This window comes from Delftia sp. 11MD (assembly GCF_050907895.1).
In the GTDB taxonomy this organism is placed as follows: domain Bacteria; phylum Pseudomonadota; class Gammaproteobacteria; order Burkholderiales; family Burkholderiaceae_C; genus Comamonas; species Comamonas tsuruhatensis.
Genome location: NZ_CP194333.1, coordinates 4,271,652 through 4,286,279 on the forward strand (window position 1 = coordinate 4,271,652; position 14,628 = coordinate 4,286,279).

A 14,628-nucleotide genomic window follows, 5' to 3' on the forward strand; every position below is an offset into this window, starting at 1 on the left:
TTGGCCTCGTCCCCGATACGCCTTCAGCGATTCAGGTGTTCCCTGCAGCCTTTCGCGCCGATGACGATGCCGGTCAGAGATTCTTCGGCGTGTGTCATGGGCTCTGCACCCAGAGTGCCAATCTGCAGGATGACGTTGCGCCGCATTCCAGAGCCGGTATTCATGCCTCCGCCATGAAGCACCTTCGGGTGGATCGCCACGATCTGGCCTGGGTCACACTGCACGGTGACGGTGTCGGCCGGATCGGGAGTGTGCCAGGTGCCACTCACCTTCTGCTGCTGCGCCTCCTGGTCGGAGATGCGATGAGTGCCCGCATCGAAGCAGGTGGCACCGCTCTCCACCGACATGCCATCCAGGCAGATCATCAGACGGACAAAGCTGGAATCCCTGGTGCAGAAATACCCATTGGGATAATCGCGGTGCCAGGAGATCGACCGTCCGAATCCGGGATTCTTGATGGTCACGTTCATGAAATGGACCACTGCCTCGTCCACGCCAAGAAGCGTCGTTGCCGCCGAGACAAGCGCGGCATCGTGAAGTGTCTCTGCAAAGACTTCATCAAAGCGGGCGGGATCTCCAACAATGAAGATCGAGTTTCCGGTAAGGGCACCATCCAAGCCGGCGCGCTTGCTGGCCGACAGATCTTTCTCGTATACCAACAGCTCGTCCAACGCCGGATCCAGTGTTCTGGCCTGCGCATTGCGCTGGATGGCTTCAACAGATGCCACCAAGCTGTCGAGAAGGCCCTTCTCCATGGGTCTTGGCCAGATGACAAATCCCTGCTGCTCAAACATCTCCAGTGCATCGGCAAGCATCGAAAAATTCCTCCACCCTCTTTTTCCGTGAAGCGCTATTTCACCCTGTTGGGGCAGAAAAAGAGATGTATCGCAGTCTGAAAATTCAGCATGCCAATGCCGAAGCCGCCATTTGCGCCACAGCCATCGCAGCGCCAGGATCGTCACCGTCTTCCATGCTCCAGACGGCAGACAGCCCCGACCAGGCCAGCACCCATTGCAACAGGCGCCTTTGCTCTATGCCCGAGACTTCGGCAATGGTGGCCATGCGGCGCGCAAAGCGCCCCGGCGCCAGTGCGCTGGCGGGGTCGGGATTGCTCAGGATGTTGGCGTAGTCGAAGCCGCGCTCGCCATGCAGGCCCTTGGGGTCGATGGCCAGCCAGCCCAGGGGGCCGAAGTCCAGCACATTGCCGTGGTGAAGATCGCCATGCAGCACGGCCACGTCGCGCGGTGCGGCCAGCAGCTCACGCGCCGTGGTGGCGCACAGGCCGAGCAGGCTGGCGGGTTCATCGGTCTTCACCAGCAGTGCCTGGAACCATTGCGCCAGCGGCACCAAAGACGGCAAAGGCCGGGCGCTCGGCAGGTGCTGGTGCAAGTGCAGGCGCGCGGCGGCCGTGCACAGGATGCGCGTGGCCTCTTCATCGCGCGCGCCACGGGCCATCTCCACCAGCGATTCGGGTCCTGTGGCGCGCAGCATCAGCAGGGCCGGCCCTTCCTGGGCCAGCACAGGTGCAGCGCCGTCGCCATTCCACCAGGCCATCAAGCGAGCGCCGGCCATCTCTTCGGGCTCCAGCGCAATCTTGAGCATGGCGGGCGTGCCGCCCTGGCGCACGGGCAGCAACACACCGCGCGGCGTGGACAGGGGCTGGCCATCGATGGTCAGAGCCCAGCGACTCAGATACGGCGCATGGAGAGACATTTTTTCCGACAGGCAATCAGGGAGCTGCGGCTTGCCCCCGCAGCCGTGGCAGGGCCAGCCACTGCCCGTCGATGGCGCGGATGCGCAGCCGGTGCTCGAACACGGCCTCCAGCGCCGCATGCGTGGCCGCGTCGGCGCAGGCCCCCTGGTGCACCACTTGCCCCTTGTCGAGAATGACCAGGTCCTGGGCCTGCAAGGCCATCGATATCTCATGCAGCACGCTGACCACGGTGCGGCCCTGGGCGACCAGGGCCTGCACGCATTCGAGCCAGTCGGCCTGGTGCGGCGGGTCGAGGTTGGCCAGGGGTTCGTCCATCAGCAGCACGCGGGCCTGCACGGCCAGGGCGCGCGCCAGCAGCACGCGCTGGCGCTCCCCGCCCGAGAGACTGCCCACGCTGCGCATGCGCCAGTCCCAGCCCTGGGTCTGGCGCAGCGCCTGCTCCACGGCGGCATGGTCTGCCTGGCTGGGCGCCGCCAGCCAGCCCTGGTGCGGCAGGCGGCCCAGCATGACCACGTCCTGGACCCGCATGTCGCCGGCCACGGGCTGGTTCTGGCCCAGCCAGGCCAGCGAGCAGGCCCGTTCGCGCGCACTCCATTGCCGCAGCGGGCGGCCCAGGAGCTCCACCTCGCCTTGCACGCCAGGGCCGGATTCCATGCCTGCAAGGGCGCGCAGCAGCGTGGATTTGCCTGCGCCATTGGGGCCGACGATGGCGGTCCAGCGGCCGGCGGGCAGGGCCAGGCTCAGGCCGCCCAGGACCTGTCGATCGCCCAGGCGAACCTTCAGGGCGCGCGCTTGCAAGGCGGGGGCCAGTGCCGTCATGCGCCCTCCCCGCCGCGCAGGGCGTGGCGGCGGTGCACGAGCCACAGCAGGTAGCTGCCGCCCAGCAAGGCCGTGAGCGCGCCCACGGGCAGCTCCTGCGGGGCGATGAGCCAGCGCGCCAGCAGGTCGGCGGCCAGCAGCAGCACGGCGCCCATGCCGGCGCTGAGCACCAGCAGCCAGCGGTGCATGGACCGCACCATGGAGCGCACCAGATGCGGCGCGGCCAGGCCGACGAAGGCGATGAGCCCGGTCTGCGCCACGGCCGTGCCCGTGGCCAGCGCCAGCAGCAAGATGAGCACCATGCGCAGCGGCGCCAGCGGCAGGCCCAGGCTGTGGGCCGTGGCCTCGCCCAGGGACAGGCCGTCGAGCACGCGGCCCAGGCACCAGGCGCCCAGGGCGGTGGCCAGCAGCACGGCCAGCATCAGCGCGCAGGCGCCCCAGCCGATGAAGGAGGTGCTGCCCAGCATGAAGGCCTGCATGGCCTGCATGATGTCCGGGTTCATCAGCAGCACCAGCGATGCGGCCGCGCCCAGCACCACCCCCACCACCACACCGGCCAGCAGCAGGCGCATGGTGTTGTGCACGCCCTGGGCCAGCACCAGGGTCAGCAGCACGGCCAGGGCCGCGCCCGCAAAGGCCGCGCCCGTGACACCCAGGCGCGCCAGGCCCGCCAGTGCAAAGGGCGAGGCGCCCAGCGCCGCCATGCTCAATGCAACGCCCAGCGAGGCGCCCGAGGCGCTGCCCAGCAGATAGGGATCGGCCAGCGGATTGCGGAACACGCCCTGGGCAATGGCCCCGGCCAGCCCCAGCAGGCCGCCGGCCAGCCAGGCGCCCGCCGTGCGCGGCAGCCGGATCTCGGTGACGATCTGCCAGGACAGCGGATCGCTGCGCGCCGCCCACACGCTTTCCCAGCCCGTGCTGCCCACGCCCGCACCCAGCAGCATGAGCAGGGCACTCACGGCCAGCAGGGCCAGCGCCATCCAAGGCGCCGCCAGGCCGCTGTGGTGCCTGCGGGCCTGCCTCACCGTGCGGCCCCGTTCAGGCAGCGCGCCATCAGCGCGGCGCCCTCGGCCATGCGTGGTCCGGCGCGCACCAGCACGTCCAGCTCGGCCGGTTCAAAGCGGCAGACGCGCCCGGCCTGCATGGCGCGCATGCGGCCCCAGCCCGGATAGGGCTCGCCCGAAGTGCCCAGGCTGCGGTCGCCGCCCAGGATGAAGTCCGGGTCGGCGCGCACCACGAATTCAGGGTTGATGCGCGGGAACGGCCCCAGCTGCGCGCCCACGATGTTGCGCATGCCCAGGCGCGCCAGGGTCTCGCCGATGAACGAGGACTCGCCTGCGGCAAAGGGGCCACGGTTGACCTCGAAATACACGGTCTGCCCGCGCAGCGCGGGGGCCATGCTGCGCTCCACCTCCTGCATGCGCGCCTCGATGGCGGCCCAGACCCGGTCGACACCCTGCCCGGGCGGCAGGTCCAGCAACTGGCCCACGGTGCGCAGCACGGCCTGCGCATCGGCATGGGTGCGCGGCTCCAGCGCCACGACCTTGAGGCCCAATGCCTGCAGCCGCGCCACCGAGCGCGAGGCCATGGACACCAGCACCAGATCGGGCTTGAGCGCGACGATGGCCTCGATGTTGGGATCGATTCCGCCGCCCATCACGGGCAGGGTCTTCACATGGGCCGGCCAGTTCGAATAGCGGTCCACGCCGACCAGGCGCTGGCAACCGCCCAGCGCGCACACGCTTTCGGTCAGCGAGGGCAGCAGGCTGACGATGCGCTGCGGCGGCTGTGGCAGCTCCACCGGAACGCCCCGCCCGTCCGTGACCCGGATGGCAGCCTGCGCCGCAGACAGCGCCAGTGCCAACGCCAGGCCCCACAGGGCGGGACGCCATGGCCTCACGGCTGCGGACCCTTGAGCGCCAACGGCAGGCCGGCGCACATCAGCGTGACGGTTTCGCAGCTTTGCGCCGCGCGCTGGTTGAGCACGCCCAGCGCATCGACGAAGGCCCTCACCTGCGATCCCAGCGGGATCACGCCCAGGCCGATCTCGTTGCCGACCAGGATCACCGGGCCGGGCGCGCCCTCCAAGGCGTCAAGAAAGGCCGCGCATTGGCCCGACCATCCACGCGCCAGTTCCTCGGAAGGCTGGGCCGGCATCATCCAGTTGGTCAGCCACAGCGTCAGGCAGTCCACCACCAGCAGGCGCTGCGGCGTGCTGTGCCGCGCAAGCATGGCGGCCAGGTCCAGCGGCTCCTCAAGCGTGGCCATGCCGGGCACGCGCTCGGCGCGGTCGCGCCGGTGGCGGGCGATGCGCTCGCGCATTTCGTCGTCCCAGGGCTGGCCGGTGGCGATCAGCGCGGCCTCGCGGTCCGGTGCGCCATCGAGCCAGGCGCGAGCCAGCAATTCGGCGCGGCGCGACTTGCCGCTTTTCTGGCCACCCACAATGAGCTGGCTGCGGGGAAGCGAAACGGTGGAGATGGGCTCGGTCATCACGCGGTCCCCGGGGGAATGTCGGCGCCCAGCAGCGCGGCCACGGCACGCGGCTGCGAGGCAAACCAGGCATGGAAATAGCTGGCATGCACGCTGCCGTGGCGGTACAGCGCCTCGCCCCGGTCGGGATGGGCGTCCTGTCCCGGACGGCTGCTGCGCCCGGCCTCGGTCATGGAAGTCTCCAGCCGGCTGTAGTGAAAGGTGTGGCCGCGCAGCAGGCCCCAGGGCGTGGGCAGCTGCAGCATGCCCAGTCCGGCCAGGCGCGGCTGCATGCAGGCATGGCCGGGCAACAGGCCCCAGAGGTCCGTGGTCCGGCCCGCGGTGTCGGTCAGTCGCTCGCACAGCGCCAGCATACCGCCGCACTCGGCCCAGACCGGACGGCCGCCAGCCACGTGGCCGGCGATGTCCCCGCGCAGCGCGGCATTGGCGGCCAGAGCATCCAGGTGCAGCTCGGGATAGCCCCCGGGCAGCCACAGCGCATCGCAATCCGGCAGGCGCTCGCCGGCCAGCGGCGAGAAAAACGCCAGCCGCGCGCCCATGGCACGCAGGCAGTCGAGGTTGGCCGCATAGATGAAGCTGAAGGCCGCGTCGCGCGCCACGGCCACGGTGCGGCCCGCCAGCCAGGGCTGCACCTGCTCGGTGCGTTCGGCAGGCAGCTCAAAATCCACGGACCAGTCCTGCCAGCTGGCGCCCTGCCCCGGCCCGGCCTGCCAGGGCAACTGGCCCAGCGGCGTAGCCTGCAGCGCATCGGCGGCCACGTCCAGGCGCACCAGCGCATCGTCCAGTTCATGTGCGGCGACCAGGCCCAGGTGTCTTTCGGGCAGCAGCGAGGCGGCGCCCTTGCCCTGCACGCGCGCCAGCGCGCCCAGCCACAGCGAGGGATCGCGCAGGCCGGCACGCAGCAGATCGGCATGGTGGGCGCTGCCCACGCGGTTGGCCAGCAGGCCGGCCCAGCGCAGGCCCGGCCGATAGTGCTGCAGGCCATGGGCCAGCGCGCCAAAGGTGCCGGCCATGCCCGAGGCGTCGATGACGGCCAGTACCGCCAGGCCCAGCCGCTCGGCCACATCGGCCGCGCAGGGCGTGCCGTCGAACAGCCCCATGACGCCTTCCACCAGGATGAGATCGGCCTCGCAGGCGGCTGCGTGCAGGCGTGCACGCATGTCGGACTCGCCCGTCATCCACAGGTCTACGCTGTGCACGGGCGCGCCGCTGGCCAGTTCATGCCAGTGCGGATCCAGGAAGTCGGGGCCGCACTTGAACACGCGCACGCGCCGGCCCTGGCGCGCATGCAGCCGCGCCAGCGCAGCCGTCAGCGTGGTCTTGCCCTGGCCCGAAGCCGTGGAAGTGATCAGCAGCGCCGGGCAGCGTGCCCCGCCCTGGCCAAGGTCAATGTTCATGTGTTCGCTCCGCGCGGCGCATTGTAGTGCGCGCCCGCACCGCGGCTGCAACCAATGCTTACGCAATACATCCCGCCGAAGCAGACGAGTCCTACAGATGGCGCTACGATTTTGTGAGACAGTCTGGCGCTCGCTCTCCAATACCCGAGCAAGGCGCTGACGTCAAGCCGTGTACGCCTGCCTGTTACCAGGTTTCCTCGGATACTTCCACGGAATGTGCTCACTTCGTTCGCACGTCCTACAATCTCAGCGTCTATGACCTCCCAGACTTCCCTCGACCACATTGCAGAGCGCGTGGAGCGCCTGCTGGTTCGCCACGAGGAACTGCAACGCACCAATGCGCTGCTCGCCGAGCAGGTGGCGGCCCTGACCCAGGAGCGTGATTCGCTGCGCTCGCGGCTCAACGCCGCCCGGGCCCGCGTCGATGCCCTGATCGAGCGCCTGCCCTCCAACCAGGGGGCCTGACCCCTTCGCAACCGCCGACGCCCCGAACGCCCATGAAGCAGATCGAAGTGCAAATCCTGCAGCAAAGCTATGTGCTGACCTGCCCCGATGGCCAGGAAGAGCGTCTGCTCGAAGCCGTGCGCCGTGTGGACACGGCCATGACCCGCATCCGCGACAGCGGCAAGGTCCGCTCCCGCGAGCGCGTGGCCGTGCTGTCCGCGCTGAACATGGCCTTCGACGTGCTGGACCGCGAAGCCCAGGAAAGCGCCATGGCCACGGCCCAGGCCGAGATGCAGTCCCTGCATGACGAGGCCGCTTCCCAGCACAACGCCCCATCCCAGCCGCCCGAGCCCAGCCCCGAGGAACTGGCCGAGCGTGCGCGCCAGCAGGCCCTTGCCGAGCAACTGGTGCTGCGCCTGGACCAGGCCCTGGAGGGCGATGCGCGGCTGATCTGAGCCTGGGCCGCCGCTGCCTTTCCTTGCCCCGCACGACAGCCTCTTCGGAGGCTGTTTTCATTGCATCGCCCATGTCAATGAAAAGCCCATGCCGTTCAAAGAACTTGATCGCGGGCCTGATCAACGGCCTTAGAATGGAGGCGTCTGCAAACCCGCCGGGCTTTATAGTTCCTTGGACCAATGCTCTATGAGCCAGGGCTTGGTACATTGCCATTCGAGCGTGATCGTCTCGCGTCAGATGAACCCAACGTCTGGCTGCCCTTGCCCCCCTGAACCCCGGTTCAGGATGACGGCCCGGTGGTCTTTGCAGACACCTGATTCCAACCCGGCGCACCTCCACGGTGCGCCGGGTTTTTTGTTGCCCGCCCCTCCACTACCGATCTGCCGCCGCATGCCTGATCTGCTGTTTCTCGAACTGGCCCTGCTGGGCCTGTGCTCCGGTTTCCTGGCCGGCCTGCTGGGAGTGGGCGGCGGCATGGTGCTTGTGCCGTTTCTGACCTACTTTCTCGACAAGCGTGGCGTCGGCCCGGACCTGTCCGTGAAGATGGCGATCGCCACGGCCATGGCCACCATCGTGTTCACCTCGATCTCCAGCCTGCGCGCCCACCACGGTCGCGGCGCCGTGCGCTGGGACATCGTGCGCAGCCTGGCGCCGGGCATCATCACGGGCGGGCTGCTGGCCAGCCTGGGAGTCTTCGCACTGCTGCGTGGCAAATACCTGGCGCTGTTCTTTGGCGTGTTCATCGGCTACATGGCGCTGCGCATGCTGCGCAGCAACAGCCAGCCCACGGCCACGCGCGCCCTGCCGGGGCCGCTGGGACTGTACGGTGCCGGCACGGGCCTGGGCTTCATCTCGGGGCTGGTGGGTGCGGGCGGGGCCTTCATCAGCGTGCCCTTCATGATGCGCTGCTCGGTGCCCATGCACATGGCCGTGGGCACCAGCGCGGCGCTGGGCTTTCCGATTGCCGTGGTGAATGCGGCAGGCCTGATCTTCACAGGCGCCGGTGATGCGGGACGCCCCGAATATTCGCTGGGCTACCTGTGGCTGCCGGCCCTGCTGACACTGGCCTGCTGCAGCGTGCTGACCGCGCCGCTGGGCGCGCGGGCCGCGCACCGGCTGCCCGTGGCCCAGCTCAAGCGGATCTTCGCCACGCTGCTGTTCGGCCTGGCGGCCTACATGCTCTGGAAGGGCTTGAGCGCGGGCAGCTGAGCGCTTGCCACCTGGGCCATTCTCTGCCGGTAGGCGATGGCGCCAATGCCGGCGCGCTGGGCCTGCAGGCATTCGCCGAATTGCTCGCGCGGCAGGCCCGGCGCGCACAGAAAGCCCTGGAAATAGTGGCCCTGCATGCGGTGGATGGCCGTCAGCTGCTCGTGCGTTTCCACGCCCTCGGCCACGATCTCCACGCCCAGCGCCAGACCCAGGCTGATGATGGCGCCAACGATGGCCTGGTCGCCCTCGTCGCTGGGCAGGCCGCGCACGAAGCTCTGGTCGATCTTGATCTTGGAGATGGGCAGCTTCTTCAGATAGGCCAGGTTGGAGTAGCCGGTGCCGAAGTCGTCGATGACCATGCCCACGCCCAGATCGGCGATCTGGCATACGCGCAGCGCCATGTCCTGTGCATCCTGCAGCAGGATGCTTTCGGTCAGCTCCAGCTCCAGCAGATGGGGTTCCAGGCCATAGCGGCGCAGCAGCTCGGTCACGCGCTCGACAAAGCCCGACTGGCGAAATTCCAGCGCCGAGACGTTGACCGACACCTTGATCGGCATGCCCTGCTTCTGCCAGCGCGCAGCCTCCTGCACCGCCTGCTCCATGACCCAGGCGCCCAGCGTGACGATGTAGCCCGACTCCTCGGCCAGCGGGATGAAGACACCGGGCGAGACCACGCCGAATTCGGGGTCGGTCCAGCGCAGCAGCGCCTCGGCCGCGACGATGCGGTCGCTGTCGATGTGCACCTGGGGCTGGAAGTACACGGCCATGCGGCCATGCTCCAGCGCCTGGCGCATGGCATGCTCCAGCTTCATGCGCGACAGCAGGCCCGCGCTCATTTGCGGCTGGTAGAAGCTGAAATGGCCCCGGCCCCGCTCCTTGACGCGGTACATGGCCGTGTCGGCCTGGCGGATCAGCTCGTCCAGCGTGAGGCCGTCGGCCGGGTACTGGGCCACGCCGATGCTGCACTGCACGGAAAAACCCAGGCCGTCGAGCAGGAAGGGCCGCTCCATCTCCTGCAGGATGCGCTTGGCCACCGCTGCAGCCAGCTCGGCGTTGCAGCCGTGCAGGTAGAGCACGAACTCGTCGCCGCCCAGGCGGCACAGGATGTCTACCGGCCGCATGCAGTCGCTCAGGCGCTGTGCGACCAGCTTGAGCACTCGGTCGCCGAACTGGTGGCCCAGCGAGTCGTTGATGATCTTGAAGCGGTCCAGGTCGATGAACAGGATGCTGAACACCGTGCCGCCTGCGCGTGCGGCCTCAATGGCCGCATCCACGCGCTCCGTGAGATTGAGCCGGTTGGGCAGGCCGGTGAGCGCGTCGCTGTAGGCCAGCTGTTCGATGCGCTGCTGTGCCACGCGCTGCTGGGTGAGGTCGCGCATGAAGCCGATGCTCTGCACCACGTCGCCCTGCGCATTGCGCAGCGGCACCCAGGACAGGCGCACGGCGCAGCGCGCACCGCCGGCCTGGCGCAACCACAGGTCGCCCTCCCAGAAGCCGCCTTGATGCCACTGTATGCGGGCCAGGTCGCCCAGCGTGTCGGATGGGTCTTCGGTGGCTTCGAACAGCGATTCCACCGTGCGGCCCTGCACGGGCATGCCGCCCAGCAAGCGTTCGCAGGCCGGGTTGGTGCGTGCCACGTCCATGTGGCCATCGGCGATGAAGATGCCGTCCAGGCTGGACTCGAAGACCCGCGCAGCCAGCTCCAGGCCCGCCTGGGTCTGGGCCTCGGCCGTGATGTCGCGGAAGGAGAAAATGCGCCCCATGGGCAGGCCCCGGCGCAGCTGGGGCACGGCGCGGCGCTCCAGGATGCGGCCGTCGCGCAGGTCCAGTACGTCGGACGCTTCCATCAGGGGCTGGGCCGACAGCAGCTTCAACTGCTGCGCGTAGGACTCGGCATCGCGCACCTGGCCGGCCAGGTGATCGAGGATGGCCGCGTCGTTGCGGCGCACCAGCAACGCCTCGGGAATGCCCCAGAGCGTGGCGAATCGGTGGTTGAAGGCGCGGATGCGGCCATCGGGATCGCACACCAGGATGGCGTCGGCGGCCGACTCCAGCGTGGCGCGCAACTCGCCCAGCAGACTTTCGAATTCGGCCTCGTGCAGCGCCTGCTCGCGCCGGTCCAGCATGCTGACCAGGAGCACCTCGCCGTCGAGCGCGCGCACGCGCATCTCCACGGGCGCCAGCTGGCCGTCGGCACGGCGCACCTCGGAAATGAACTGGGCGCCGGCCTGCCAGTTGAAAGGGTCGCTCCAGAACGCCTGCTGCTGCGGCGTGGCGGCCAGCACCTGCACGGGCAGTCCCACGGCGGCATCGGTCTCATAGCCGGTGACGGATTCGCTGGCGGCGTTGGCGCGCAGCACCTTCAGGCTGCGGGCATCGATCAGCCACAGCGCCTCCTGCAGTGCATCGAGCAGGCGGGGCCAGGCGCGGTTGAGCGCTTGCTTGTTCAAGACGCCACCTTCGGCGGATCCAATTCCACCGCCCGTTCAAAGTAATAGCAGACACGCCGGCGCGGCGACAGATAGTCCAGCGCGTCGCGCGGCAACTGCGCAGGAGCCACGCCCCGGCGTATGCCCAGCGCGGGAAACAGCTCCAGCGCCAGCACGGGCGCCTGGGCGGCCGGCACGCTGGCGTCATGGACCATCACCGAAGGCTTGAGCGGCCGTGATGCATTGACGGACATGACCATGGCATGGCGCCCATCGGTCAGCTCCACCACCGAGCCCGGCGGGAACACGCCCATCATGCGGATGAAGCCATTGAGCACGGGCGCGGCGAACTTGTCGCGCAGCCGGCTGAACAGCATGGACAGCGCCTCGTGCGGCGTGTGCGGCGTCTGCGCATCGCCGGGATTGCACAGGCGGTCATAGGTGTTGACCAGGGCCAGGATCTGGCCCGTGAGCTCCATGTCCTCGGCCACCAGGCTCAGCGGGAATCCCGTGCCGTCGGCCCATTCATGGTGCTGTGCGATGGCGGTGGTGACCTGGGCCGACAGGCCCATGCGCATGGCGATGGCCACCGATTCACCCACATGGCGCTCGTAGCGGTCGCGCAGCGCGTCGGGCACGGAAGACTCCAGGGCCAGGCCGTGCATGCCTTCGGCGCCGGCCACCGGCTTGCCGGCATCGTGCAGCAGCGCCGCCAGGCCCAGGTCGCGCAGCAGCGCAGCCTCCAGGCCCAGGGCCCGGCCCAGCAGCAGGCCGAGCACGGTCACGTTGACGGCATGCACGCTCTGGTTGCTGCCCACGCCATCGGACAGGAGGTGAATCGCCACGTCCTGCGGGCCGGCCAGTTCGGCCAGGCAGCCGTCGACCAGGGCTTCGGTGGGCATGCGCGCCTGCTCGGGCGCGCTGGCAAGGGTGGTTTCGATGGCCACATAGCCACGCTCCACCTTCTGAAAGCGCGCATTGCAGTCCTCCAGCCGGCCGCGCCAGTTGGGCACGGACAGCAGCAGCGGCGCTGCCGGTGCAGGTTCCTCGGCGGGTTCGGCTGCAGCGGCCGCCACAGCGGGCAGCGGCTGCGGCGGCGGAGTGCGCACCTCGGCCGGCCAGGCGTCGCTTTTGTGCGGAACGCAGCGCACCGCCTCCAGGCCCAGGGATTTCAGGGTCTGGATCTGTGCGCTGGAGGTGATCTTGAAGCTGCTGACCGGAAAGGGATGGTTCAGCCATCCAACATCGAGCTGGACAAACATGCCCGGACGGAGGTCTCGGATATCGATGAGGACGGAATGGTTCACGCGCGGCAACGGCCCCGAGGCTGAAGGAATCGGCAAATGTAAGCCGATGATTCGGGCATTATCTCCAGTTCTGAGGGCCTTGCAGGCAATCCGCGACCCTCAGGACCAAGTCTGTCCCCCGCTGTTGTTCATCGGCACCAGAGACTGGGCTTGTAGATCAGGTCCATCCACAGCGCCCATACGGCCACGCCCACCAGCATCAGGCCGGCCAGCCGCGTGCCCCATTCGGCACGCAGGCCGTTCAGGCGCTGGCGGCCCAGCCGCCACAGCCAGGGGCCGGCCACCAGCCACAGCCCGCTGCCCACGCCAAAGGCCGCCATGGCCGATGCGCCCTGCAAGGGGCCACCGCTGAGCGCGGCGACCAGCACGGCCGAATACAGCAGTCCGCAGGGCATGAGCGCCCAGGCATAGCCCGCCGCCAGCGTGCCGCCAGGGGCGGACACCCAGGGCTGCACGCGCCGCCAGGCGGCGCGGCCCGCAGACTCCAGCCAGGCGGGCTGGCGGGCCTGCACCATCATGGCCAGGCCCCAGGCCATCACGGCGACATGGGTCAGCGTCCAGAACGGCTGCAGCGCCGTGGTCTGGCTGGTGAGCCAGGACAGGCTTTCCATGGCCAGCGCCGAGGCAGCGCCCAGGCTGGCATAGCCGGCCAGCCGCCCGCTATGGAACAGCGCCGTGCGCAGCCACAGCCGGCTTTGCAGTCCATGGACGGCGACCACCTGCCCACCACCCTGTACCGTGCCCTGCCCCGCCCCGCCCGTGACCACGCCGCAGGGCGCGGCGCACATGGCAAGGCAATGGGGCCCGCCGACGAGCCCCATGATCAAAGCGGTCCAGAGCAGCGACAACAGCATGGGGCCTAGATGATCCTCGAAAACCGCGCCCGGTTCTTGTCGGCCTGCAGATATCGGTCAAACAGCATGGCCACGCCACGCACGAAGTACCAGCCCATGGGCGTGACCTGGAATCCCTCGTCGCTGATCTGCACCAGCCCCTTGGCCTGCAGGTCCTGAAGCGCCGCCAGCTCGGGGGCGAAGTACTCGCGAAAGCCCAGCAGCCAGGCCTGCTCCATGGGCTCGAACAGCACGGCGCCCTGGCACATGATGGCCATGATGACGGCGCGCCGCACCAGATCATCGCGCGACAGTGCCAGGCCGCGCACCACGGGCAGGTGGCCGGCGTCGATGGCGTCGTAGTACTCCTCCAGCGTCTTGGCGTTCTGGCTGTAGCTGGCCCCCACCTTGCCGATGGCCGACACGCCCAGCGCAATCAGGTCGCAGTCGGGCTGGGTGCTGTAGCCCTGGAAGTTGCGATGCAGCCGGCCCTGGCGCTTGGCCACGGCCAGCGCGTCCTCGGGCAAGGCGAAGTGGTCCATGCCGACGTAGACATAGCCGCCGTCCATGAAGGCCGCGATGGAGCGCGAGAGCATGGCCAGCTTGTCGGCGCCCTGGGGCAGGTCCTCGGCCGCGATGCGCCGCTGCGGCTTGAAGCGCTCGGGCAGGTGGGCATAGGCATAGAGCGCGATGCGGTCGGGCCGCAGCGCATTGACCTGGGCCAGCGTGCGCTCGAAGGACTCGGGCGTCTGCTTGGGCAGGCCGTAGATCAGGTCCACGTTGATGGAGGCAAAGCCCAGCTGCCGTGCCGCTGCCACCAGCGCGAACACCTGCTCGGCCGGCTGCACGCGGTGCACGGCGATCTGCACCTGTTCGTCGAAGTCCTGCACGCCGAAGCTCAGGCGGTTGAAGCCCAGTTCCTTGAGCACGGCCAGGCGTTCGACGCTGACGGTGCGCGGATCGACCTCGATGGAGTATTCGCCGCCCGGCTCCAGCTTGAAATGCTCGCGCAGCAGGGCAATCAGCGTGCGCAGTTCATCGTCCGAGAAGAAGGTGGGCGTGCCGCCGCCCAGGTGCAGCTGGCTGACGGCCTGGCCCTTGCCGCAATGGGCCGTGTGCAAGGCCATCTCGCGCGCCAGGTAGTCCAGGTAGACGGCCGCGCGATCGTGGTGGCGCGTCACGATCTTGTTGCAGGCGCAGTAGTAGCACAGCGACTCGCAGAACGGCACATGCACATACAGCGACAAAGGCATGGCCCGCGCTGCGGTACTCGATTTGCGGTGCTCAAGTGCCAGGATATAGTCTTCAGCACCGAAAGCCTCCACGAAACGATCGGCCGTGGGGAACGAGGTGTATCGGGGCCCCGGTACGTCGAAGCGACGCAGCAGCTCTGGGGTGACAGCGGTCATGGGTTTTTTCCTCTAATGTCGTCCACTGTGCCGCAGCCCATTGGCCGCGTCCTTGACTCATATCAAGAGTTGTTCGCGGCAGTGCTGCGACAATTTGATCCAACTCATCGCCATCCACGAG

The 14,628-nt window shown here is 68.6% G+C and carries 14 protein-coding genes; 3 read left to right on the top strand and 11 right to left on the bottom strand.

Translation table 11 applies throughout. The features are described 5' to 3' along the window. Positions 1-23: 23 nt before the first annotated feature. From ACRSCF_RS19430 to ACRSCF_RS19460, 7 genes are all read right to left on the bottom strand, one after another. Entirely contained in the window at positions 24-815 is a 792-nt protein-coding gene (locus ACRSCF_RS19430; RefSeq protein ID WP_034363074.1) for a phytanoyl-CoA dioxygenase family protein, read from the bottom strand. Between the two features lie 85 nt (positions 816-900). After that, positions 901-1,713 carry an aminoglycoside phosphotransferase family protein gene (locus tag ACRSCF_RS19435; RefSeq protein ID WP_016445217.1) on the bottom strand — a complete coding sequence of 271 codons (813 nt, stop codon included), beginning with the start codon at positions 1,711-1,713 and terminating at the stop codon, positions 901-903. A 16-nt stretch (positions 1,714-1,729) separates the two neighbouring features. Continuing rightward, entirely contained in the window at positions 1,730-2,533 is an 804-nt protein-coding gene (locus tag ACRSCF_RS19440) for an ABC transporter ATP-binding protein (protein ID WP_016445216.1), read from the bottom strand. Next, positions 2,530-3,513, bottom strand: coding sequence for a FecCD family ABC transporter permease (locus tag ACRSCF_RS19445; protein WP_016445215.1), 984 nt, complete (start codon positions 3,511-3,513; stop codon positions 2,530-2,532). The genes ACRSCF_RS19440 and ACRSCF_RS19445 overlap by 4 nt, the downstream gene beginning before the upstream one ends. A gap of 41 nt (positions 3,514-3,554) precedes the next feature. Next, on the bottom strand, positions 3,555-4,433 hold the full coding sequence (locus tag ACRSCF_RS19450) for an ABC transporter substrate-binding protein (RefSeq protein WP_034363071.1): 879 nt from the start codon (positions 4,431-4,433) through the stop codon (positions 3,555-3,557). Then, positions 4,430-5,023, bottom strand: coding sequence for a bifunctional adenosylcobinamide kinase/adenosylcobinamide-phosphate guanylyltransferase (locus tag ACRSCF_RS19455; RefSeq protein WP_017407402.1), 594 nt, complete (start codon positions 5,021-5,023; stop codon positions 4,430-4,432). Before ACRSCF_RS19455 ends, ACRSCF_RS19450 begins: the two co-directional genes overlap by 4 nt. Beyond that, the gene (locus ACRSCF_RS19460) at positions 5,023-6,420 is read right to left on the bottom strand and encodes a cobyrinate a,c-diamide synthase (protein ID WP_126311829.1); all 1,398 of its coding nucleotides are present in this window, start codon (positions 6,418-6,420) and stop codon (positions 5,023-5,025) included. Before ACRSCF_RS19460 ends, ACRSCF_RS19455 begins: the two co-directional genes overlap by 1 nt. 255 nt (positions 6,421-6,675) lie before the next feature. Between ACRSCF_RS19460 and ACRSCF_RS19465 the strand changes: the two genes are divergently transcribed. The 3 genes from ACRSCF_RS19465 (at position 6,676) to ACRSCF_RS19475 (ending at position 8,529) form a co-directional block, all read left to right on the top strand. Continuing rightward, positions 6,676-6,885 carry a hypothetical protein gene (locus ACRSCF_RS19465; RefSeq protein WP_012204637.1) on the top strand — a complete coding sequence of 70 codons (210 nt, stop codon included), beginning with the start codon at positions 6,676-6,678 and terminating at the stop codon, positions 6,883-6,885. 32 nt (positions 6,886-6,917) lie between these two features. After that, a complete protein-coding gene (locus ACRSCF_RS19470) occupies positions 6,918-7,319 on the top strand; it encodes a cell division protein ZapA (RefSeq protein WP_016445211.1) in 402 nt (133 codons plus the stop codon). 391 nt (positions 7,320-7,710) lie between these two features. Next, positions 7,711-8,529 (top strand): sulfite exporter TauE/SafE family protein, encoded by an 819-nt coding sequence (locus ACRSCF_RS19475; protein ID WP_047471170.1) that lies wholly within the window; start codon positions 7,711-7,713, stop codon positions 8,527-8,529. Here the strand turns inward: ACRSCF_RS19475 and ACRSCF_RS19480 are convergent. The 4 genes from ACRSCF_RS19480 to hemN all read right to left on the bottom strand — a co-directional run bounded on the left by ACRSCF_RS19480 (position 8,493) and on the right by hemN (position 14,507). Then, entirely contained in the window at positions 8,493-10,979 is a 2,487-nt protein-coding gene (locus ACRSCF_RS19480) for a bifunctional diguanylate cyclase/phosphodiesterase (protein WP_034363067.1), read from the bottom strand. The two genes, ACRSCF_RS19475 and ACRSCF_RS19480, sit on opposite strands and share 37 nt — an antisense overlap. Next, complete coding sequence (locus ACRSCF_RS19485) at positions 10,976-12,220, bottom strand: HD-GYP domain-containing protein (RefSeq protein ID WP_016445208.1); 1,245 nt, start codon at positions 12,218-12,220, stop codon at positions 10,976-10,978. Before ACRSCF_RS19485 ends, ACRSCF_RS19480 begins: the two co-directional genes overlap by 4 nt. A 173-nt stretch (positions 12,221-12,393) precedes the next feature. Beyond that, positions 12,394-13,119, bottom strand: coding sequence for a sulfite exporter TauE/SafE family protein (locus ACRSCF_RS19490; RefSeq protein ID WP_016445207.1), 726 nt, complete (start codon positions 13,117-13,119; stop codon positions 12,394-12,396). A 5-nt stretch (positions 13,120-13,124) separates the two neighbouring features. Then, entirely contained in the window at positions 13,125-14,507 is a 1,383-nt protein-coding gene (gene hemN, locus ACRSCF_RS19495; protein ID WP_244386376.1) for an oxygen-independent coproporphyrinogen III oxidase, read from the bottom strand. Positions 14,508-14,628 lie beyond the last annotated feature (121 nt).